The sequence below is a fragment of the Brevundimonas sp. BAL450 genome, assembly GCF_015767455.1.
Lineage (GTDB): Bacteria > Pseudomonadota > Alphaproteobacteria > Caulobacterales > Caulobacteraceae > Brevundimonas > Brevundimonas abyssalis.
Window position 1 is genome coordinate 1 of sequence record NZ_JADWOW010000027.1, and the last position, 19,710, is coordinate 19,710.

General features: G+C 66.2%; 24 protein-coding genes and 1 tRNA gene. 7 read left to right on the forward strand and 18 right to left on the reverse strand.

Going from position 1 to position 19,710, the window contains the following annotated elements:
- Positions 1-108: 108 nt before the first annotated feature.
- From IWC96_RS00940 to IWC96_RS00970, 7 genes are all read right to left on the reverse strand, one after another.
- Entirely contained in the window at positions 109-471 is a 363-nt protein-coding gene (locus IWC96_RS00940; RefSeq protein ID WP_196838200.1) for a TraR/DksA family transcriptional regulator, read from the reverse strand.
- Positions 472-477: 6 nt separating this feature from the next.
- The gene (gene recO / locus IWC96_RS00945) at positions 478-1,209 is read right to left on the reverse strand and encodes a DNA repair protein RecO (RefSeq protein WP_021697370.1); all 732 of its coding nucleotides are present in this window, start codon (positions 1,207-1,209) and stop codon (positions 478-480) included.
- The gene (gene argC / locus IWC96_RS00950) at positions 1,209-2,156 is read right to left on the reverse strand and encodes an N-acetyl-gamma-glutamyl-phosphate reductase (RefSeq protein WP_370541066.1); all 948 of its coding nucleotides are present in this window, start codon (positions 2,154-2,156) and stop codon (positions 1,209-1,211) included. The genes recO and argC overlap by 1 nt, the downstream gene beginning before the upstream one ends.
- Positions 2,147-2,389 (reverse strand): hypothetical protein, encoded by a 243-nt coding sequence (locus IWC96_RS00955; RefSeq protein ID WP_045319033.1) that lies wholly within the window; start codon positions 2,387-2,389, stop codon positions 2,147-2,149. The genes argC and IWC96_RS00955 overlap by 10 nt, the downstream gene beginning before the upstream one ends.
- Positions 2,390-2,479: 90 nt before the next feature.
- The gene (rpsI, locus tag IWC96_RS00960) at positions 2,480-2,974 is read right to left on the reverse strand and encodes a 30S ribosomal protein S9 (protein ID WP_021697373.1); all 495 of its coding nucleotides are present in this window, start codon (positions 2,972-2,974) and stop codon (positions 2,480-2,482) included.
- Complete coding sequence (rplM, locus tag IWC96_RS00965) at positions 2,974-3,447, reverse strand: 50S ribosomal protein L13 (RefSeq protein WP_196838213.1); 474 nt, start codon at positions 3,445-3,447, stop codon at positions 2,974-2,976. The genes rpsI and rplM overlap by 1 nt, the downstream gene beginning before the upstream one ends.
- A 182-nt stretch (positions 3,448-3,629) precedes the next feature.
- Complete coding sequence (locus tag IWC96_RS00970; RefSeq protein WP_021697375.1) at positions 3,630-4,673, reverse strand: COX15/CtaA family protein; 1,044 nt, start codon at positions 4,671-4,673, stop codon at positions 3,630-3,632.
- Positions 4,674-4,811: 138 nt separating this feature from the next.
- On the opposite strand from IWC96_RS00970, the gene IWC96_RS00975 reads away from it, so the two are divergent.
- Complete coding sequence (locus tag IWC96_RS00975) at positions 4,812-5,063, forward strand: hypothetical protein (protein ID WP_021697376.1); 252 nt, start codon at positions 4,812-4,814, stop codon at positions 5,061-5,063.
- Positions 5,060-5,263: a DUF2842 domain-containing protein gene (locus IWC96_RS00980; protein ID WP_021697377.1), complete on the forward strand. Its 204-nt coding sequence runs from the start codon at positions 5,060-5,062 to the stop codon at positions 5,261-5,263. The genes IWC96_RS00975 and IWC96_RS00980 overlap by 4 nt, the downstream gene beginning before the upstream one ends.
- A gap of 25 nt (positions 5,264-5,288) precedes the next feature.
- Here IWC96_RS00980 and IWC96_RS00985 read toward each other — a convergent pair whose 3' ends face one another.
- The 3 genes from IWC96_RS00985 to IWC96_RS00995 are packed head-to-tail and all read right to left on the reverse strand — an operon-like array spanning position 5,289 to position 10,111.
- The gene (locus IWC96_RS00985; protein WP_021697378.1) at positions 5,289-5,819 is read right to left on the reverse strand and encodes a hypothetical protein; all 531 of its coding nucleotides are present in this window, start codon (positions 5,817-5,819) and stop codon (positions 5,289-5,291) included.
- Between the two features lie 23 nt (positions 5,820-5,842).
- Positions 5,843-9,094 (reverse strand): LamG domain-containing protein, encoded by a 3,252-nt coding sequence (locus IWC96_RS00990; protein ID WP_021697379.1) that lies wholly within the window; start codon positions 9,092-9,094, stop codon positions 5,843-5,845.
- Between the two features lie 33 nt (positions 9,095-9,127).
- On the reverse strand, positions 9,128-10,111 hold the full coding sequence (locus IWC96_RS00995) for a hypothetical protein (RefSeq protein WP_021697380.1): 984 nt from the start codon (positions 10,109-10,111) through the stop codon (positions 9,128-9,130).
- A 225-nt stretch (positions 10,112-10,336) separates the two neighbouring features.
- Here IWC96_RS00995 and IWC96_RS01000 point away from each other — a divergent pair, with 225 nt between their 5' ends.
- The 4 genes from IWC96_RS01000 to IWC96_RS01015 all read left to right on the forward strand — a co-directional run bounded on the left by IWC96_RS01000 (position 10,337) and on the right by IWC96_RS01015 (position 12,134).
- Complete coding sequence (locus tag IWC96_RS01000) at positions 10,337-10,714, forward strand: helix-turn-helix domain-containing protein (protein ID WP_196838202.1); 378 nt, start codon at positions 10,337-10,339, stop codon at positions 10,712-10,714.
- Between the two features lie 71 nt (positions 10,715-10,785).
- Positions 10,786-11,322, forward strand: coding sequence for a helix-turn-helix transcriptional regulator (locus tag IWC96_RS01005; RefSeq protein ID WP_081703457.1), 537 nt, complete (start codon positions 10,786-10,788; stop codon positions 11,320-11,322).
- Positions 11,297-11,650, forward strand: a complete 354-nt coding sequence (locus IWC96_RS01010) for a hypothetical protein (RefSeq protein ID WP_148291469.1) — start codon at positions 11,297-11,299, stop codon at positions 11,648-11,650. The genes IWC96_RS01005 and IWC96_RS01010 overlap by 26 nt, the downstream gene beginning before the upstream one ends.
- A gap of 10 nt (positions 11,651-11,660) precedes the next feature.
- Positions 11,661-12,134 (forward strand): hypothetical protein, encoded by a 474-nt coding sequence (locus IWC96_RS01015; RefSeq protein ID WP_021697384.1) that lies wholly within the window; start codon positions 11,661-11,663, stop codon positions 12,132-12,134.
- A 539-nt stretch (positions 12,135-12,673) separates the two neighbouring features.
- Here the strand turns inward: IWC96_RS01015 and IWC96_RS01020 are convergent.
- The 7 genes from IWC96_RS01020 to IWC96_RS01050 form a co-directional block, all read right to left on the reverse strand.
- Positions 12,674-12,750, reverse strand: a tRNA-Pro gene (locus IWC96_RS01020).
- Positions 12,751-12,810: 60 nt separating this feature from the next.
- A complete protein-coding gene (locus IWC96_RS01025; protein WP_045319042.1) occupies positions 12,811-13,221 on the reverse strand; it encodes a MerR family transcriptional regulator in 411 nt (136 codons plus the stop codon).
- Positions 13,222-13,223: 2 nt separating this feature from the next.
- Entirely contained in the window at positions 13,224-13,523 is a 300-nt protein-coding gene (locus IWC96_RS01030; protein WP_021697386.1) for an integration host factor subunit alpha, read from the reverse strand.
- 81 nt (positions 13,524-13,604) lie between these two features.
- Positions 13,605-14,582: a beta-ketoacyl-ACP synthase III gene (locus IWC96_RS01035; RefSeq protein WP_021697387.1), complete on the reverse strand. Its 978-nt coding sequence runs from the start codon at positions 14,580-14,582 to the stop codon at positions 13,605-13,607.
- Positions 14,579-15,643, reverse strand: coding sequence for a phosphate acyltransferase PlsX (gene plsX / locus IWC96_RS01040; protein WP_196838203.1), 1,065 nt, complete (start codon positions 15,641-15,643; stop codon positions 14,579-14,581). The genes IWC96_RS01035 and plsX overlap by 4 nt, the downstream gene beginning before the upstream one ends.
- A 104-nt stretch (positions 15,644-15,747) precedes the next feature.
- On the reverse strand, positions 15,748-16,269 hold the full coding sequence (locus tag IWC96_RS01045) for a DUF177 domain-containing protein (RefSeq protein ID WP_196838214.1): 522 nt from the start codon (positions 16,267-16,269) through the stop codon (positions 15,748-15,750).
- Entirely contained in the window at positions 16,266-16,766 is a 501-nt protein-coding gene (locus tag IWC96_RS01050) for a ubiquinol-cytochrome C chaperone family protein (RefSeq protein ID WP_021697390.1), read from the reverse strand. The genes IWC96_RS01045 and IWC96_RS01050 overlap by 4 nt, the downstream gene beginning before the upstream one ends.
- A 126-nt stretch (positions 16,767-16,892) precedes the next feature.
- On the opposite strand from IWC96_RS01050, the gene IWC96_RS01055 reads away from it, so the two are divergent.
- Positions 16,893-17,372: an outer membrane protein assembly factor BamE gene (locus tag IWC96_RS01055; protein WP_021697391.1), complete on the forward strand. Its 480-nt coding sequence runs from the start codon at positions 16,893-16,895 to the stop codon at positions 17,370-17,372.
- Positions 17,373-17,470: 98 nt separating this feature from the next.
- On the opposite strand, the gene IWC96_RS01060 is transcribed toward IWC96_RS01055, so the two are convergent.
- A complete protein-coding gene (locus tag IWC96_RS01060) occupies positions 17,471-19,621 on the reverse strand; it encodes a sodium-translocating pyrophosphatase (protein ID WP_196838204.1) in 2,151 nt (716 codons plus the stop codon).
- Positions 19,622-19,710: the final 89 nt, after the last annotated feature.

The window sequence follows — 19,710 nt, forward strand, 5'->3', positions numbered from 1 at the left end:
ACGATCCTTTACGGGCCTGATCACCCCGCCCGCCCCGGCCGCCGGCCCGGGACGCGCGCCGCCGTGGGCCCTCGGGACAAGCCCGAGGGTGACGGAGGGTGGGTGGCCCTACCCGCCCCGCGCGCAGTCGATGCACACGGCCGCGCAGGGGTCCAGGTCGAGGCGGCGGGGGGCGATGGCCTCGCCGCAGTCGGCGCACCAGCCGTATTCGCCCTCCTCCAGCCGCTGCAGGGCGGCGTCGATGCGGCGGATCTCCAGGGCGCGCTGGGCGTCGGCGGCGTTGGCCATGGCCTGCTGCTGCAGGGCGTCCTGGCGCGACAGCCGGCCCACGCTCTGCTGGTCCAGCTCCACGGCCTTGCGCGAGTCCGCCGCCCCCTCGCTCAGCTCGGTCAGCTCGGCCCGCAGGGCCAGCAGCCGGTCTTTCACCTGTTGCGCATCCATGGGGCCAGCCTCGGCCAGCCGGGCGCCCAAGTCCAGCTACAGCCGCCCGGCCTCGGCCAGCTTGTCCAGCATCCACACCCGGGCGGGCGGCAGGGGCTTGTTGAAGGGGTGGAACACGAAGGTCTCCAGAAAGCGGCCGGTCAGGTCCAGCCCCGCCTTCACATCCCCCTCGCTCAGCCCCGCCTGCGCCCCCAGCATGAAGGGCGGCAGGGGCAGCAGCTTGTCCGCATAGGGCGCGCCCGCCGCCCGGCTGACCGCCCGGCCGGTGCGCGGGCTGACCCAGATCAGGTCATCCGCCGAGCCGGTGGCGGCGCATTTGGACAGGTCCAGGCCGAAGCCCAACTCCTCCAGCAGCCCGGCCTCGAAGCGCACGAACACGGCGGGCCAGATGTCGGGAAAGGCGAAGGACGCCATCAGGGCCTCGAAGGCCAGGAAGGCCCCCGGATGGGGCTCACGCTCGGGCAGCGACCCTTGCGCCACCGCCGCCGCCGCGTTCAGCCCGGTCAGGGCCAGGGGATCGTCGAACAGGGCCGCCGGCCCCTCGCCCACCGGCTCCAGCTTCGCCGAGCCCAGATGCTCCGAAGTCCGCGCCCGGTAGTCGGCGACCACCCGCGCGCCCGGCTGCAGGAACGGCTTCATCCGCCGCGACGCCCCGCCCGCCACATAGGCCGCATGGCGCCCATGCCGCTCGGTCAGCAGCTCGACCACCACGCCGGTGTCCCCGTGCGCGCGGGCCGACAGCACAAAGGCGTCGTCCTGGAATTCCATCAGCGGCTGTCCAGCCCCGTCCCCTCGTCCAGCCCCAGCATCAGGTTCAGGTTCTGCACCGCCGCCCCCGAGGCGCCCTTGCCCAGATTGTCCAGCAGGGCCACCAGCCGGGCCTGCGCCCCGCCCCGGTCCCCGAACACGTGCAGCCGCAGCCGGTTGGTGCCGTTCAGGCTCTCGGGCTCGATGCCCGTCATGGCCTCGGTGGTCTCCAGGTCCGCCACCTCGACGAACCGGGCCCCCGCATAGGCCTCCACCAGCGCCCCGTGCAGGCGCTCGATGGACGGCGTCTCCGGCAGGGCCGACAGGTGCAGCGGAACCTCCACCAGCATGCCCTGGCGGTAGGCGCCGACGGCGGGCGCGAACAGCACCGGCCGGGAGAGGCCCGCATGGCGCGTCATCTCCGGCACATGCTTGTGGGTCAGGCTCAGGCCGTAGGCCCGGTGGGCGGTCGCCGCCCCCTCGGCCTCGAACTCGGCGATCATGGCCTTGCCGCCGCCCGAATAGCCGCTGACCGCATTGACGCTGACCGGATGGTCCGCCGGGACCAGCCCCGCCTTCACCAGCGGCCGCATCAGGGCGATGAAGCCGGTGGGATAGCAGCCGGGGTTCGACACCCGCGTCGATCCCGCCACCGCCGCCCGCTGCGCCGCGTCCATCTCCGGAAAGCCATAGGTCCAGCCCGGCGCGACCCGGTGCGCGGTGGAGGCGTCGATCACCTTCACCCCGGGGTGCTCGATCATGGCCACAGCCTCCCGCGCCGCATCGTCCGGCAGGCACAGGATCACCGCATCGGCCCCGTTCAGCGCCTCGCGCCGCGCCGCCACATCCCGCCGCCGATCGCCCAGCAGCAGCAGCTCCAGATCCGCGCGCGCCTCCAGCCGCTCCCGGATCTCCAGCCCCGTGGTCCCGGCCTCGCCGTCGATGAAGATGGTGTGGGTCATAGCCAGAATCGCAAATCCAGTCCGAAGAACACATCCGATATGAGCATGACGAAAAATCCGATCACCAAAACCTGGAAAGAAACAACCAACCAAAAGCCTATCGGATTACGACTGCGGTTGAATCGTACACCGCCAAGCGCTGTCTCGCCCTTGAGAAGCGAACACCAGACGCTCCTCACCAAGACAAGCGCCACCAGCGGAGTGCCTATCTTCACGAAAAGCGACGTCCAATCGGTCATTCGCACCCCCGATAATGGCTTGCCTGGACAAAGAAAAAGGGCGCTCCGGTTTCCCGAAGCGCCCTCGTATTCCCACTCGCGGGTCGCGAGTTAGCGCTTCGAGAACTGGAAGCTGCGGCGGGCCTTGGCGCGGCCGTACTTCTTGCGCTCGACCACGCGGCTGTCGCGGGTCAGCAGGCCGTGGGGCTTCAGCACGGCGCGCAGGCCGGGCTCGTAGTTGGTCAGGGCCTTGGAGATGCCGTGACGGATGGCGCCGGCCTGGCCGGACAGGCCCGAGCCCTCGACCGTGGCGACCACGTCGAACTGGCCTTCACGGTCGCTCAGCTGCATCGGCTGGGCGATCATCATGCGCAGCACGGGGCGGGCGAAGTACACTTCCTGCTCGCGGCCGTTGATGGTGATCTTGCCCGAGCCGGGCTTGATCCACACGCGGGCGATGGCGTTCTTGCGCTTGCCGGTCGCATAGGCGCGGCCCTGGGCGTCGATCTGGGGCTCGCGGACGATGGCCTCTTCCGCGGCGGTTCCCATGCCCTTGAGGGCGTCAAAGCCGGTGGCGGCCGGCGTATCGTTGGTCACGTCGGTCATTACTGGCTCCGGGTGTTCTTGGGCGAGGCCGACTTGAAGTCGATCGTCGCGGGGGACTGGGCCTGATGGGTGTGCTCGGCGCCGGAGAACAGGCGCAGGTGCGTCATCTGCTTGCGGGCCAGGGGGCTTTCCTTGGGCAGCATCCGCTCGACGGCCTTTTCCAGCACGCGCTCGGGGAAGCGTCCGCCCAGGACCTTTTCGGGGGTCGTGGACTTGATGCCGCCGGGGTGGCCGGTGTGGCGATAGTAGACCTTGTCGGTCGACTTCTTGCCGGTGAACACCACCTTGTCGACGTTGGTCACGACGACATAGTCGCCGCAGTCAACGTGGGGGGTGTAGTCCGGACGGTGCTTGCCGCGCAGGCGGTTGGCGATGAAGGTCGCGAGACGGCCCACGACGACGCCCTCGGCGTCGATGTGAATCCACTTCTTCTCGACCTCGGCCGGCTTCAGGGAAGCCGTGGTGGTCTTCAACATGGTCAGGTGTCCTGAGGCGAAATCGGGTCGCGGACGCAGATCGTGGGACCGACGCCGCGCGGAAGCGGGGTCAATAGAGGGGTGCGCGACATCCGTCAACGGCGTTATTCGACGCCAATACGACCTACAACGCTGGTTTAACAGGCTTTTTCAAATACGGTATTAAAATACCTATCTGTTCAGCCGAACATTCGCGGCTGGGACCGCCGCACCAGCCACAGATTGACCGTCGCCGCGCCCAGCACCACGGCCGCCCCGGCCTGGTGCAGCACGCCCAGAGACAGCGGCACGGCGTGCATCAGGGTGGCGATCCCCAGCAGCGCCTGGGCCCACACCAGGGCCAGCAGCACCCAGGCCGAGGCCCCGGCGCCCTGCGCCAGCTTCGCGCGGATCACCTGCACCGCATAGACCGTGGTCAGCGCCAGCAGGGCATAGGCCATGATCCGGTGATTGAACTGGACCAGCGCCTGGTCGTGCAGGAAGGCCAGCGCCCCCTGCCCCCAGTCCACCGGAGCGATGACCATGCCGTTCATCAGCGGCCAGTCCGTATAGACCATGCCCGCCTTGGAGCCCGCCACCAGCCCGCCCAGCAGGCTCTGGAGGAACACCACACCCAGCACCAGGGCGGCGAACCGGCTCCACCCGGCGCGCGCGCGCGTGCGGTCCTCGCCGAACCACGCCTCGAGCCCCGTCCATATCAGGCCCATGAAGATGACGAAGGCCAGGCCCAGGTGAACGGTCAGGCGCTCGGGCGCCACGTCCACCCGCTCGCTCAGCCCGGACGACACCATCCACCAGCCGATCAGCCCCTGCAGCCCGCCCAGGCCCAGCAGCACCACGCAGCGCAGCACCAGCCGGCCGGGGACCATCTTGAGCGCGAGAAACACGAGGAACGGCAGGGCGAAGGCCACGCCGATCAGGCGGCCCAGCTGGCGGTGTATCCACTCCCACCAGAAGATGCCCTTGAACTCGCCCAGGGTCATGCCGGCGTTGACCTGCTGGTACTGCGGGATCTCCCGGTACAGCGCGAACGCCTCGTTCCAGTCCGCCTCGTTGAGCGGCGGGACCGCGCCCATGATCGGCTTCCATTCCGTGATCGACAGGCCGGAGCCCGTCAGGCGGGTGATCCCGCCCACCACCACCATGGCGAACACCAGGGCGGCCACGCAGAACAGCCAGATCGCCACGGCGCGTGAGCGATCCCATGCGGAAAAACGGTTCATTCGACGCCCGTCGTTCACTAAAGGAGCTACAGATCGGGTTCGAAAAACCCGACGTTTCCCCTATGCCTACGGAATGGCGTAAGGACCAGTCGCAAATCGGGACAGCGACAAGGGGTCGCCGCCACCACGGAGCGAGACGTGCAGCATCTGGACATCATCCTGGCGGTCGTGGGCGCCCTGGCCCTGGGCTGGATCGCGGACCTGCTGACCGGCGGGCGCGGCATCGCCCGCACCCTGCTGACGTCCGTGACGGGCGCGGCCTGCGGCTGGTTTCTGGCGGTGCGGGTGTTCGGCGCCCACACCATGGACGACCTGGGCTGGGTCGTCTGGGCCATGGCCGGATCGGTCATCGTGCTGCTGGTTTACTTCCTGACCCGCAACAAACGATGAGCAGCATCCCCGCCCGCACCCGCCGCATCATCGCCGCCGTGGCGACCCTGGCGTTCCTGGCCTTCTACATCTGGCTGGCCACGGTGGTGGCCGACGCCCTGCCCGACAGCTTCTGGATCGACCTGATCTTCTATCCCCTGGCCGGCACCCTCTGGGGCGTGCCCCTGATCCCGCTGCTGAGGTGGGCCGAACGCGGCTGAGCGATCGCGAGGGCTGCGTCAGGTCTCAGCGAGCCGGTAGCTGTTCGTCGTGTGCGTTCATCAGATGGGTCGTGAGCTGCCGATCGATTTCTTCGGCCATCTCGGCGACCGGGATGATCTCTCCGCCGGTGTTCTTGATCGTGACAAGCGTGGAGCCGCGAACAAAGTGTATGGCGTCCACAGTGGGGTCATGACCGACGAACGCGACGTGTCCCACGGACACCTCACGCTCTTCAGCCGGAAGCAGTCGCAGCGCCATGCTCGTCTCGAGAATGTCGACGAGCGCCTCATGAGCGTCCTTGATCGAAGGCAGCTGTCTGACGATCACCATGACGCCGGCATCCGGCCTGTCTTCAGCCGCATAGTACTCCCGGTAGCCCCGTGTGGAGCCGCCCTCCGGATGCAGGGCCTCCCTCGCGAGAAAGTGGAGATCAAAAAGACGCTCGTGATCCGTCAGGAACAGGGGCGTAGGGCCATCGAATCCCGCGTCGTCATCAATATGATCGCCCCAGGCCTCGAAGCCATGGAGCGCTTTGACCTCATCGCGTCTGTTCATAACCTTGTCCTCCCGTATTCCCGCTACTGCAGCGGGCGACGGCCGCTGTTGGTGAGCGGTTTCGGTCCAACCGGGTTGCACGCGCCGATCCCGGCCGCCGTGTCGGCGCACAACCGCTCACGGTAGCTCTGGGCGTTGAAAGGCATCGGAATGGGCGTCGCGGGCGACATCCCCATGGTGGTGAAAGGCATCTTCAGCGGCAGGGTCGGCGTATGGGTCACGCCAGTATTCCAATTCCACGGCTGACTTCCTCCATCGACCTGGAGGCAGGCATCATAGAGCGGGTCAGCATAGCTCAAGCCACCGGTCCAGGCGACCTCATGATAGCTGAAGGCGGGACCGAAACCCGGATAGCCGAAGGTGCTGGATCCAATAGCGATGATCTGATTGAGCGCGAAGCCCCGCTCCATGCAGGACTGGGTGAGATCACAGCCCACGGCGTTGGCGAAGGTCGATACGATGGTGGCGCAGTCAGTGCAGTTGATGATGCGCCCGGGACTTGGCGCGCCTTTGAGGAAATTGAGGAAGGGCGTGGCGAGGAAGACCCATCGAGAGATGGTCGCGTTCCCCTCGGTGTACGCCGAAGCGCCTCTGCTCATGTCATAGGTGAGGTTCAGCGATTGATTGACGGTGCGGGTGACGGCTGCGGCGGCCGCATCCGGTGTCGTCGAACCGCTGGCCCATTGGCAGGCATGGTCGAGAACGTCCGTCCAGGGATTCTGGGGGCTGGCGGGAAAGCCCGACTGTTGCCAGGGCGCCGAGGGCGCTGCGAGAACGGTGTAGATACGGTGCCGGGTTGTCTGAAGGCCGGTCCATGCCCCCCCGCCCATGGGGCGGTACTGCCAGGTCCAGGTTACGTCCTGGCGGGCCACCCCGGCTGCGGCCAGGGTTTGCGCGGAGAGCGGCAGGGTCACCCACTCCGGATCGGACACACCGTTCTTGAAGTTGATGGTGACGGGAGCGATCGCTCCGAGCACCCCGCCATCAAGCGCCTGGATCTGCATCTGCACGGGGTCGCGCGTGCTGATCACAAAGCGCGCCTTGACCGTGACGGTGTTTCCCGCAATCGCCGCCAGCGCATAGGCGGCAGGCGACTGGGCAGGGTCTGTTTCGCTCTGGACCCATTCCGGGACGTCGACCTGGGTGGTGTAGTTCTTGCGAATGTTTATGGCGCAGGTGCTGGAGTTCGATGGCGAGTGGTTGAACCAGACACCGGCGAGCGTGACGTTCGGCAACGGCGTGCACGAGCTTGGCCGGCTCAGATAGGTGGTGATGAACACGGCGGCGGTGGCCGCCAGCGAGGCGATGAAGTCGACGGCAGCACCCCACGGGAGCAGGAACTTCAGCACCAGCTTGGCCACGACGCGCAGAAGGGTCCAGAAGCCCACCTCGATCACCAGCTTCGCCAACGCCTTCAGCATTCCGAAGTCGTAGAGGGTTCGGCCCAGGCTAAAGAGGTCGCTGGCCGTAATGGCCGAGCCCAGGGCCAGGATGGCCGCGATCCTCGGATTTCGCAGGACGACCTTGGCGATATAGGCGAGCGCACGATCTGTGAGCTGCGCCCGGACGCCGAACAGCAAATCCAGCACCCCGCCGATCACCACGAAAACGAGCTGCACCTTCCAGAGCGTGCAGTCGTCATAGGCGCCGGCCGCAGCACGGAACACGATCCGGGAGTCTGTCGGCCCGTGATGAACCAACAGGTCCTCGCCGCCCACGCGATGCCTCGTCACGAGAAACGGGAGGTCATGGGGTCGCTCGCGAAGAGCCTCTTCCGCCTCGCGCCAGGCGGCCTCCATCTTCTGTCTCGCCGCGTCCCGTTCCTCGGGCGCCAAATGCGCGGCGATGGTGTCGCAGTCCTTCGCACAGGCTCGACTGAACAGCTCCGGGTCACCCTTCAGGATGTGGGAGAAATCGAGTCCAGCCCGCAGCTCCGCCAGCATTTCGATCTCGGCGCGCGATGGTTCGGCCTGGTCCCGGTCCGGCTCCACGACCAGGATTTCGTCCGGACTGACGTGGGTGATCTGGTTTGAAAGCTCCGCCCCATCCGCCAAGCCGACCGGATGACTGGTGACGGCGTTACGGGCAGGTGCGGAAGCGAACTCGTAGAGCGCCGTGAGATCCGGTGTCGCCGGGTCCGGCGCGGCCGCCATAGACTGGGATATTTCCTCGGCGCTCAGGGCGCGAGACCATACGTCGATCCGGGCCAGATGACCCTGGAGAGACGTCGCTGCGAGGGGCGAGCCATGGGACAGCGCGGCCCCGATCAGCAAGTCGCTTTCGAGACGCATGGACGGAACAGGACCGAACGCGCCCTGTCCGGCGAGCTCCCCGTCGATGTAGATCGACAAGGTCGTTCCGTCGAAGGTCGTTGCGATATTCGCCCATCGATTGGGCAAGACGGTCGTGGTTGACGCCAGGGTGGTGTCGAGTTCGTCGATTGAGCCGCGCTGGGATTTGACGACGAACCCCGGCTCGTTCTCCGCGCGCTCGAGATACAGCGCCATGCCGGAGTCGGTTTCGAGGTCGCCGTTCACAAAGAGCGCCTGCACGGGCGCGTCCGGATCCTCGACATAGGCCCAGACCTGCACGGTGTAGGGATCGGTCTGCAAGCCGCCGGGATTGACGTCTTCATCCCAGATCGGCTGCGCATAGGCCGTGGCCGCGATCGCTACTGAGGGCGTTTCCACCATCATGCGCGCCTTGCTGCTCAGGCTGATCGGCAGATGCGCTGGCCCGAGGTCGCTCGGGGGGTTGGCGGTGAAATCGAACCAGGCGGCGATGGCGCCCGCATCGGGCGTCCCATACATGGCCGCCATGACCTGATCGGCCGACAGGGCCGTGTTGTAGACGCGGACGCTGCGGATCTGACCCTGCAGCGTGTGACCGATCTCAAATGCATCGGCGCTGGTTTGGCCTTGCCCGGAGATCGCCTGAAAGGCGTTGAAGTTGCCGTCGATGTAGAGGCGCGCCTGGCCGCCGGCGAAGGTCGCACAGACGTAGCGCCATTCGTTCTCCGTCAGCGGATCAGCCGTGTCGGAATAGACGGTCGGATAGCCGTTGATGCTCAAGGTCAAGGCTTCGCCGGCCACGCCGAAATCGAACACGCCCGCCTTGCGGAAGATGGACGCACTCGCACAGAGACCGCTCAGGCGCACCCATCCATCGATGGAGAAGGGCTGCGATCCGTCGAGCTTGACCGGCAGATCAGCGGCGGTCTCGGCGTGGGCGAATGCCGAAAGATGAAGGGTCAGGTAACTGGGTACGTCTGGCATGCCTCAGCTCCGGCAAGTGACAGCGTTGTTGGGTCAGGCGAGAAAAACGGTGCCCGTGTCTCCCAGGCGAACAAGGACGCCGTCTCGCGGCATGCCTTCGATCTCGCCAGGCCGGACAGAAAAACGCTCCCACGGTTCGCCGTACTGGTGAGCGGCGTGGCCGATGTCCTGGCCGTAGTAGAGGGTGGTGGTGAGAGTCGCGCCGGGCGGCCAGGTGTTGACGCCCGCAGGCAGAGAGCCCCAGGTCGTCACCGTCCCGTCAAACTGGGCGGGTGTCATGCCGGACCCCGTGATCAGGGTCGTATTCGAGGTGTCGCCGCTGGCGTTCAGCCCCGCAGGCGCGCACTGAACCCCAAAAGTGGTGCCCGCTGGCAGCGGGCCTCGCGCCTCGACCTTGGCCAGGACGGGCACGGCCTCGTTGCTCGGATTGCTCAACGCATCCAGGCGGCTGAACTGACGATCAGGAAAGCTCTGCAGATAGGTGAGGTTGCGACCGCACACATTCTGGTTCTGGCGAACCCAGAGAACATAGTCGCCGTAACTTGTGAAGCCGTCCGGGATCGAGGGTGTCGAAGACGGACTGGCGACGCCGATCATGCAGAACAGCGGACTGGAGATTGCGTCGAGAAGGAAGTTGTCCTGCCCGACGCCGACAGCCCCTGAGGCAATTGATCCCGTCTGAACGAACGGGTTGCCCGAGCGCGTGTAGAGCGGATTGTTCTTCCAGATGCTCGGAGTCATGAACAGCGAGGCGCTGCTTCGATAGCAGTGGATATACCAACCGCTCACCGGTCCGTCCGACAGGTTCTTGGTGCGGACATAGAAAAAATTGGTCTGGCTTCCGAGCTGAACCGGCTGGTTCGGATCCGTGTCATAGTTGCCGGTGAAGAAGCTCTGGGGATCAGCCACCTGTTCATGACAGATCAGGTCGGGCGAATAGTACGGGTAGCCCGGAGACGGGATTACGCCCGTGTCCTGAAGCGAGTCTCGCATAAGAAGACCGTTGTAGCCCGGCATGCCCGCCCCTCCCCAAAGCAATTTCACACGCCTCATACGAGATAACAATCATAAATACCATCTTTAAGTGCATCGGCTAGCATCCGGGAGCAATGGGGCCGTGCGGGCCAGGGGCTCGGCCAAGCCTGAGGGGCGCCCTCCCGAAGCCACCCGCTGCGGGCGGTCTGACACCGCCCCGCTTCAAGATAATATTGGAGAGAGCGTAGCGCAGCCGTATATTGGGCCATGCCCCGGACCGCCCTCACCCGACCCCATCCCTTTGACATCGAAGTGGGCGCACGCATCGCCTTCAGGCGGCGCGAACTGGGGTTGAGCCAGACGAACCTGGGCCAGGCGGTGGGCATAACGTTTCAGCAGGTCCAGAAGTACGAACGCGGGACCAATCGCGTCTCAGCCTCGCGGCTTTACGAGATGTCGAAAGTCTTGAATGTCACTTGCGGCTGGCTGATGGGCGAGGACGGCGCGCCAGGTGGAGACGATCTCGGCGGCGTTGATGCGGCATCACGGAAACTGCTGGTGGCATGGGGGCGGCTCAGCGAGCGGGATCGGGGCGCCGTGCTCGCTCTGATCCGGACGCTCTCCAGCCCGACACCGGCCATCTGAATCCTGCTTTAACTGTCTGGACGGTGGGTGCTTTTTTCCCGTAACCTTCAAGCTTGAAGGAGGGGGGCCTTATGCAAGACGACCGCCTGACCAAGCGCGAGGTGCAGTGCGTCGTGCTGGCGGGCAAGGGTCTTACGGATAAGGAAATCGCCCAGGCGCTGCGCCCGGCTGGACGTGGCATGTCCCCCAAGACGGTCAGCAATCACCTGCATAGCGCCTATCAGAAATTAGGCACTCGAAGCCGAGACGGCGCTGCGGCCATCGTCGCCCAAAATTACCCAGTTCCACCCATACCCATACCCTATGCCGATCTCACCGCGCCTGATCGGAACGTCGCCGCAGACGGAAAGGGTCGGGGCGGAAGCGGTGGGCAGCGCGGCAATCCTCTGTATGAGATTTATGCCGGGCTCGGCCCCGCGCGAGTTCCGCCCCGCTGGGTGGGCTCGCGGGTCGGTCTGATCCTCATGTGGACCCTGTTCGGTCTGATGCTGATCATCGCCGGTTTTGGGGTTCTCACCGCCTTCGGCTCAATCGATCGGTTCGCGGTTGACGCATTTCGATCAACCGCTGAAGGCGTGAACAATGAACCGCAATCCAAAGGCCGATAATTTCGCATCCGTAACCGCGGCCGAGCTACAAACCTTCGAACATAATCTGGACCGCGCGATCGCCAGCGGAGGACAGGTGCTCATGACCCTGTCCGCCGGCCGCACGTCAGCGAATCTGGCGGCCGCCATCGGCCAGAGAGGCGCAGAACGGCTGGCCGCAGCGCTTCAGGGACTCGTAGTCGTGCGAGGCCAGGTGGTGCACGCCCATCGATATCTGGAGCGTGACGCCAAGGCGATGGGGATGGAGTGGACGCTGTTCGCACCCATGGAGGACAAGGACGGCTCCACGAGCCCGGATACCCCTCCCCGCGTCGTCACCCACGCATGATCGGCGCCTGATGACGATCACTCTGCTCACCGCCAACCTGATCGCCCTGGCGCTGCTTCTGCGTTTCGGCGGGGGGGAGGATCGGCTGGGCGCAGCGGTGTTCGCGGCGGCTCTGATCATCACACCCCTTGTGGATCATATCCTGTTGGGAAGCTGGAAAGCGGGGGCGGCGTCCGTCGATGCCTTCATGCTCATCGGCTTCTGGATCCTTGCGGAGCGATACGACCGTTGGTGGCTCGCCATGGCGGCAGGCTTTCAACTGATCGCCGTCATCACCTTCATCATCCCGTGGCTGCAGCCCGGAGCCTATTTCATCTGGACGGGGGTCACCCTTCGCATCGGCGTGTGGCTGCTTCTGTCTTTCACCCTGTTTATCGGCGCCTGGGAAGCCTGGGCCGCCCGGCGGTTCGCCAAGGAGGCCACCAATGTCTCATCCAACCTTCGAAGAAGCCGTTCGCCTCTGGACGCATCTGAGCGATGGTGACCAACCGGAGTCCGCGCGCGAGGACAGCCTCTATGAGGCCTGCGAAAAGGTCATCCTCCTGCGTGAGCTCACTTCACCTCAGGATGCTGTCATCGTCTGCCAGGTTCTTCTGGACAATCTCAGATCCGGCCAGAGATCCGACGAGCTCGACGTTCAAGCCCTGGCCTCTCTGAGGGACTGGCTGGGGCGGCTCACCACCAGTGAAGGCCTCGCCAGAAGCTCCCTGCTTCGGAGCGGCGAGAACTAGCTTTGGACTCGTCCACAGCGCGGGCGAAGGAGTCTGCATGTCTCTCAATTCTCGGCCGCGCGCGGCAGGAGATGCGCAACCATGACTTCGAGGATCCGGCGACGGTCTCCATTCCCGTCATGTACCGACAGGCGCGGCGGAACGGTATTCATGCAGGCTGAGGCCCGACACGAGAGGGGGTCTCACATGCTTGTCAGCCTGGGGGCCGCCCCCGCATGTGCCCCAGAGCCCAATTTCAAAGGGGCCGCCCAAGAGCGACCCCTTCAAAAATCCAAACAACCAAGAGGTTAGATGGTCGGAGCGACAGGATTCGAACCTGCGACCCCTTGACCCCCAGTCAAGTGCGCTACCAGGCTGCGCCACGCTCCGAAGGCGCTCCCTATAGACGGGCGGCGGCGGGCCCGCAAACCCTAATCGAGAAGAATTCCGTCAGCGCCCCAGGGCGTGGTCCAGGCTCGCGCGGGCGGCTTCCAGATCGGCCAGGAGCGCGCGCAGACGCGCGGTGTTCGCGCCGTCGGCGACAGGCGTTTCCCGGCTGTCCGATTCGGGGGTCGGGGTGAACGCGGCGTCCTCGTCGCTGAAGCTCGCGATCGCCTTCAGGCCCTGCTCCTTGTAGAGGCGCTGCACGCCCTTGATGGTCAGGCCCTGCTCATGCAGCAGACGCCGCACGCCCTTCAGCACCGCCACATCGTTGGGGCGATAGAACCGCCGACCGCCCGCCCGCTTGAGCGGCGTCACGAAGGTGAATTTCGTCTCCCAGAAGCGCAGCACGTGCTGGGGAGCCCCGATCTCCTCGGACGCTTCCGAGATGGTGCGGAAGGCGTTGGGGCTCTTGGTCATGATCAATCGACGGCCGCGCCGTCCACCTTGGTCTTCATGATCTGGGAGGCGCGGAAGCTGATCACCCGGCGCGGGGTGATGGCCGCGGGTTCGCCGGTCTTGGGATTGCGCCCCATGCGGGCGCGCTTTTCGCGCACCTGGAACACGCCGAAGCCCGACAGCTTGACCGTCTCGCCGCGCTCCAGCGAATCCACGATCAGGTTCAGGGTCCGCTCGACCAGATTGGAGCATTCCTGTCGCGACAGGCCGAGCTCCTCATGAACCGCCTCGCAAAGATCGGCGCGCGTCACAGTCTCGGCCATCGGTCGCTCCCCTCCATCAAGCCCCGGGTGGTTCGCCATCTGACGACAATATGCGTCGGAGTCAAAGCGCAACCACCTGTTTTACATCCTTAACGCCACCGCGCCCCATGTCAGACCCCCGCCCATGGCCTCCATCAGGACAAGGTCGCCCGGCTTGATGCGACCGTCCTTGACGGCCGTATCAAGCGCCAGCGGGATCGAGGCGGCCGAGGTGTTGGCGTGATCGGCCACAGTCAGGATGACCTTGTCCTCGTCCAGGCCCAGGCGGTCGCCCACGCCCTTGATGATGCGCTGGTTGGCCTGATGGGGCACGAACCAGTCCACGTCGGAAATCTGGATGTTGGCGGCCTCGCAGGCGGCCGTCACAGCCTCGGCGATGTTCACCACCGCGTGGCGGAACACCTGGTTGCCCGCCATCCGCAGGTGGCCCACCGTGCCGGTGGAGGCAGGGCCGCCGTCCACATACAGCAGGTCCGTCTTGTTGCCGTCGCAGCGCAGGGCGAAGCCCAGCACGCCTCGGTCGGCGGGCGTCCCCTGCCCTTCCACGGGCTCCAGCACCACCGCGCCCGCACCGTCGCCGAACAGCACGCAGGTGGACCGGTCGGTCCAGTCCATCAGGCGCGTCATTTCCTCGGCGCCGATGACCAGAGCGCATCGGGCCAGGCCCCGCGCCACGAAGCCGTCCGCAACGCTCAGTGCATAGACGAAGCCCGAGCACACCGCCTGGATGTCAAAGGCGTTACACACCGGCGCGCCCAGCTTGCGCTGGACGATGGAGGCCACCGACGGGAAGGTCATGTCGGGGGTCGTGGTGGCCACGACGATGAGGTCGATGTCCGCCGCCGTGCGCCCGGCCGCCTCCAGCGCGCGCAGGGCGGCCTGGACCGCAAGGTCGCTGGTGGGCTGGTCGTCGGCGGCCTTGTGCCGCTGGCGGATGCCGGTGCGTTCGACGATCCATTCGTCGGTGGTGTCGACGAATTTCGACAGATCATCGTTGGTGACGATGTTTTCCGGCAAGTAGGAACCCACGCCGGTTACGGCGCTGCGAGTGACGCTCACGAAACAGTCTCCACCGGTTCGGACGGCGTGCTGTGCAGCACCGCGTCCAGCCGTTTCAGATTGGCCCCCACCTTGGCCGTGTAGTCGCTGCGGGCCAGATCGACGGTCACGCGGATGGCGTTGCCGTATCCCTTGGCGTCCGCGCCGCCGTGGCTCTTGACCACGATGCCGTTCAGGCCCAGCAGCGGCCCGCCGTTGATGGCGCCGGGGTCGATGCGGGCGCGCATCTGTCTCAGGGCCGGCAAGGCCAGCAGCGCCCCCGCCTTCGCCTGCATGCTGGAGGTCAGAGCCTCCTTCATCAGGGTCGAGATGAACCGCGCCGTGCCTTCGGCGGTCTTGAGCGCAATATTGCCGGTGAAGCCGTCAGTGACGACCACATCCACAGTGCCCTTGGCGATGTCGTCGCCCTCGACGAAGCCGTGGTAGTTCAGACCGAAGGGATTGTCGCGCAGGATGGTCGCAGCCTCGCGCACATCCTCATGCCCCTTCATGTCCTCGGACCCCACGTTCAGGATGCCGATGGAAGGGTTGGTGGAGCCGTGAACGGCGGCGTGAAATGCCTCGCCCATGATGGCGAAATCCACCAGTTGCTCGGCGTCAGAGGTGATGTTGGCGCCCACGTCCAGAACGGCGGTGATGCCGTTCAAGGTGGGCCAGCTGGCCACGATGGCCGGTCGCTCCAGCCCCTTGGCGGACATGCGCAGCAACAGCTTGGAGATGGCCATCAGGGCGCCGGTGTTGCCGGCCGACACGACGCCCGCCGCCTCACCGGTCTTCACCGTTTCGACGGCGTTCCACATGGACGAGCCCTTGCCGCGGCGCATCGCCTGGGCGGGCTTCTCGTCCATGGCGATGACCTTGTCCGTCGCGCGGATCTCGCAGACCTCGCCGACGCCCGCCTTCTTCACCTCGGCGGCCAGGGCCTTTTCGTCGCCGTGCAGCAGGAAGCGAACGCCCTCGCCGCCGTGCCGTTTCAGATATTCGCGGACACCGCCAACGGTGACAGGCGGTCCATGGTCCCCGCCCATGCCGTCAAGCGAGATGATGAGTGATGACGCCAACTTGGATGTCGCTCCGTGCGCGCGCCCTGCCCGGCGGCGCTTCCTGGTTCGAGGCGCGCCACGATAGCGGCCTCCTTCGATGATGGGAACCGCCTGACGTTACGTCAGGTGTCGCCGGACGAATCCGGCTGCTTGAACTGCTTCAGCACGGCGAAGGGCGATTCCTCGGCCGGCTCCTCGGGCTGTTCGAAAACCGCCCCGGCCTTGCGGGGAAAAGGATCCAGCCCCAGAGCCAGTTGCTCCACCGCATAGACGCCCAGGTCGATCACGCCGTCCTCGACCACGTCCGGGCCGTCGTCTTCGGGATCGACGTCCACCTCGACCGGCGCCCGCGGATCGGCTTCCACCAGTTCGATGGCGAATGATTCGTCGATGTCCGCCGGCAGCGGCTCCAGCGTCAGGCCGCAGCGCTGCACCGCATGGGCCGTGACCTGCCCCGAGAGGGTCCAGCCCGTATCGGCGGGCTTCACGGTCAGGCGGGCCTTGAACACCGGCAGTTCGATCAGGTCCAGGGTCCGGGCGATACGGGCGCGGGCGGCCTCGTCCGGCTCCAGATCGCGCGTGGCGCCCGCGCCGATCTGGTTCAGGCGCAAGGGCTCGCTGAAGGGTGGAGGCGGCAGGCTCATGCGGCCGCCAGGGTCGGCTCGGCCCATGCAGGCGACGTCATGACGGCGTCGAACGGCTGGTCCCCCAGGGCGGCGCGGGCGCGCAGGGCGTAGTCGGCCATGGCCCGCATCTCCGGCGTGGCCGCATCGGATTCCAGGATGTTGCGGCTCAGGGCCGCCGCCAAACCCTGGTCATCGCCGGCCAGGATCGCTTTTTCATAAGCGGTCATGCGGCCGTACATGGCCTCGCCCAGCCGGCGCATCTTCTTGCCGACCGCCACATCGCCGACGCCCAGCTCGCGAAGGGTGTTGTCGAGGGCCGAAACATAGGTGTCGAACAGGTCCTGGGCCGTATCCGCGCCCGCCTGGCCCTCATCCCTCAGCCGCAGGATCATCAGCAGCACATGCAGCGTGTAGAGTTCGAACCGCGCGTCGATGCGGTCGGGCACGCCAATGTCCGTGTAGAACACCGGAAGACGGGCCTGCGCGGCGCAGGCCGCATACAACCGTTCGGCCACTTGCCGGGACGGCCTGGATTTAAACAAATTCCGCAGCAACTGTTGGCCCCTTGTCAGGTCTCGGCGTTGAACTAATGCTCCGGGACCGCTAGGTCAAAGCCGTCGATCCATTCGAGGTCCGTTTCCATGTCCCGATTCATTCCCGTCCTGACCGTGGCGGCGCTCGCCGCCGGCCTCATGGCCTGCGCGCCCCAGGTCGGTCGTCACGGCTTCCAGATGATCGACATCGCGCCCAACGAGATCGAGGCGGGCGTGGACACCCGCGAAACCGTCCTGGCCAAGCTGGGCTCGCCATCGACCCGATCCACCTTCGAAAGCGAGAGCGTCTGGTACTACATCAGCCAGACCACCGAGCGGTACACCTATAACGCCACCCAGGTGGCGGGCCGCAGCATCACCGAGATCACCTTCGCCGACGGAAGCGACCAGGTTCAGGGTGTGCGCCTCATTGGCCTCGAGGATGGCCGAGAGATCGCCATGAACAGCCGCGAGACGCCGACCCGGGGCCGCGAGCTCAGCGTGATCGAACAACTGCTGGGCAATGTGGGCCGCGGTCAGCTGCCCCGCACCGAGGACGACGATCCCGGCCGCCGCCGCCCGGACTGATTTTTCGGAGCCGAAAAGAAACAAGCCCCGGAGCCTTCGCTCCGGGGCTTTCTTTCTGGGCGCTTCCCGGGCAGCGCGAACCGCCCGGGTCACGATCATCAGCCGATGTTTCCGCTCGCCAGCACCGCCAGCAGCAGAAGCGCCACGATGTTGGTGATCTTGATCATCGGGTTCACCGCCGGACCAGCGGTGTCCTTGTATGGATCGCCCACCGTGTCGCCGGTGACGGCGGCCTTGTGAGCCTCCGACCCCTTGCCGTGAAGGACTCCGTTCGCGTCGGTGTAGCCCTCCTCGATCAGCTTCTTGGCGTTGTCCCAGGCGCCGCCGCCCGAGGTCATCGAGATGGCCACGAACAGGCCGGTCACGATCACCCCCATCAGCATGGCGCCCACCGCGGCGAAGGCGTTGGCCTTGTCCGGCTGGATCAGCATGATGGCGACGAACAGCACGATCGGCGACAGCACCGGCAGCAGCGACGGCACGATCATCTCCTTGATCGCCGCCTTGGTCAGGATGTCCACGGCCCGGCCATACTCCGGCTTGACCTGATAGGTCATGATGCCCGGGTTCTCGCGGAACTGGCGGCGCACCTCGGTTACAACGGCCTCGGCCGCGCGGCCCACCGCCATCATGGACATGCCGCCGAACAGGAAGGGCAGCAGCCCCCCGAACAGCAGGCCCACCACCACGTAGGGGTTGGACAGGTCAAAGGCGACCGGCCCCATGTCGGCGAAGAACGGATAATCCGCCGGATTGGCCGAGAAGTACTTCAGGTCCTCGGTGTAGGCCGCGAACAGCACCAGGGCGCCCAGACCCGCCGAACCGATGGCGTAACCCTTGGTGACGGCCTTGGTGGTGTTGCCCACCGCGTCCAGGGCGTCGGTGGAGGTCCGCACGTCGGCGGGCAGGCCCGCCATCTCGGCGATGCCGCCGGCGTTGTCCGTCACCGGTCCGAAGGCGTCCAGGGCCACGATCATGCCCGCCACGCCCAGCATGGTGGTTGTGGCGATGGCGATGCCGAACAGTCCGGCCATCTGATAGGTGGCGATGATGCCGATGATGATGGTCAGGGCCGGAAGCGCGGTGGACTCCAGCGAGACCGCCAGACCCTGGATCACATTGGTGCCGTGACCCGAGGTGGACGCCTTGGCCACCGACTTCACCGGGCGATAGGTGGTGCCGGTGTAGTATTCAGTGATGACGACGATGGCGGCGGTCACCGCCAGGCCGACCACGCCGGACCAGAACAGGCTCATGGCCTCGATGGTCAGGCCGTTCGAGGTGACCACCGGCTCACTGACCAGCTGATCGACCACGAACCACAGGGCCGCGACCGACAGCACGCCGGTGGCGATCAGGCCCTTGTACAGGGCCCCCATGATGTTGTTCGACTTGCCCAGGCGCACGAAGAAGGTGCCGATGATCGAGGTGATGATGCACACGCCCCCGATGGCCAGCGGCAGCAGCATCATGGCCTCAACCAGCGGCGACTCGCGGAAGAAGATGGCGGCCAGCACCATCGTCGCCACGGTGGTCACCGCATAGGTTTCGAACAGGTCCGCCGCCATGCCGGCGCAGTCGCCGACGTTGTCGCCCACGTTGTCGGCGATGGTGGCGGCGTTGCGGGGGTCATCCTCCGGAATGCCGGCCTCGACCTTGCCCACCATGTCGCCGCCCACGTCGGCGCCCTTGGTGAAGATGCCGCCGCCCAGTCGCGCGAAGATGGAGATCAGCGAGGCGCCGAAGCCCAGGGCCACCAGGCCGTCGATGACCTCGCGGCCGACGCGGTCCAGACCCATGCCCTCGGTCAGGAAGGCGTAGTAGCCCGCCACGCCGATCAGGGCGCCGCCGGCCACGAACAGGCCGGTCACCGCGCCCGAGCGGAAGGCCAGGTCCAGGCCGCCTGCCAGGCTCTTGGAGGCTGCCTGGGCCGTGCGGACGTTGGCCCGCACCGAGATCAGCATCCCGGCGTATCCGGCCGCGCCCGACAGCACCGCGCCGATCAGGAAGCCGATGGCCGCATACGGGCCGATCAGGAAATAGGCCGCGACCAGGATCACGATCCCGACGATGCCGATGGTGGTGTACTGGCGCTTCAGATAGGCCGAGGCCCCTTCCTGGATCGCCGCGGCGATCTCGCGCATCTTGTCGTTGCCGGCGTCGGCCTTGAGCAGCGAGGCGGTCTGGATGGCGCCGTAAAGCACCCCCAGCGCGCCTGCCGCTATGACCAGCCACAGATAGGACGTCATAAGCGTTTCAACCCTTTATGCATTTCTGCGCGCGGACCCTTGGCGCGGCGTCCTTTCCGGACTTGTCCGCCTTCCGGTCCCCCCGTGCG

Excerpts from the sequence above, each read along its gene's own strand:
- IWC96_RS01045 (WP_196838214.1), bottom strand. The coding sequence starts at position 16,269 with ATGAGCCTGCCGCCTCCACCCTTCAGCGAGCCCTTGCGCCTGAACCAG.
- IWC96_RS01015 (WP_021697384.1), top strand. The coding sequence starts at position 11,661 with ATGACGATCACTCTGCTCACCGCCAACCTGATCGCCCTGGCGCTGCTT.
- IWC96_RS01005 (WP_081703457.1), top strand. The coding sequence starts at position 10,786 with ATGCAAGACGACCGCCTGACCAAGCGCGAGGTGCAGTGCGTCGTGCTG.
- recO (WP_021697370.1), bottom strand. The coding sequence starts at position 1,209 with ATGGAATTCCAGGACGACGCCTTTGTGCTGTCGGCCCGCGCGCACGGG.
- IWC96_RS01060 (WP_196838204.1), bottom strand. The coding sequence starts at position 19,621 with ATGACGTCCTATCTGTGGCTGGTCATAGCGGCAGGCGCGCTGGGGGTG.
- IWC96_RS01000 (WP_196838202.1), top strand. The coding sequence starts at position 10,337 with ATGCCCCGGACCGCCCTCACCCGACCCCATCCCTTTGACATCGAAGTG.
- IWC96_RS00970 (WP_021697375.1), bottom strand. The coding sequence starts at position 4,673 with ATGAACCGTTTTTCCGCATGGGATCGCTCACGCGCCGTGGCGATCTGG.
- IWC96_RS00990 (WP_021697379.1), bottom strand. The coding sequence starts at position 9,094 with ATGCCAGACGTACCCAGTTACCTGACCCTTCATCTTTCGGCATTCGCC.
- IWC96_RS00985 (WP_021697378.1), bottom strand. The coding sequence starts at position 5,819 with ATGAACAGACGCGATGAGGTCAAAGCGCTCCATGGCTTCGAGGCCTGG.
- rpsI (WP_021697373.1), bottom strand. The coding sequence starts at position 2,974 with ATGACCGACGTGACCAACGATACGCCGGCCGCCACCGGCTTTGACGCC.
- IWC96_RS00955 (WP_045319033.1), bottom strand. The coding sequence starts at position 2,389 with ATGACCGATTGGACGTCGCTTTTCGTGAAGATAGGCACTCCGCTGGTG.
- IWC96_RS01055 (WP_021697391.1), top strand. The coding sequence starts at position 16,893 with ATGTCCCGATTCATTCCCGTCCTGACCGTGGCGGCGCTCGCCGCCGGC.
- IWC96_RS01025 (WP_045319042.1), bottom strand. The coding sequence starts at position 13,221 with ATGACCAAGAGCCCCAACGCCTTCCGCACCATCTCGGAAGCGTCCGAG.
- IWC96_RS00995 (WP_021697380.1), bottom strand. The coding sequence starts at position 10,111 with ATGCCGGGCTACAACGGTCTTCTTATGCGAGACTCGCTTCAGGACACG.
- IWC96_RS00980 (WP_021697377.1), top strand. The coding sequence starts at position 5,060 with ATGAGCAGCATCCCCGCCCGCACCCGCCGCATCATCGCCGCCGTGGCG.
- IWC96_RS01010 (WP_148291469.1), top strand. The coding sequence starts at position 11,297 with ATGAACCGCAATCCAAAGGCCGATAATTTCGCATCCGTAACCGCGGCC.
- IWC96_RS01030 (WP_021697386.1), bottom strand. The coding sequence starts at position 13,523 with ATGGCCGAGACTGTGACGCGCGCCGATCTTTGCGAGGCGGTTCATGAG.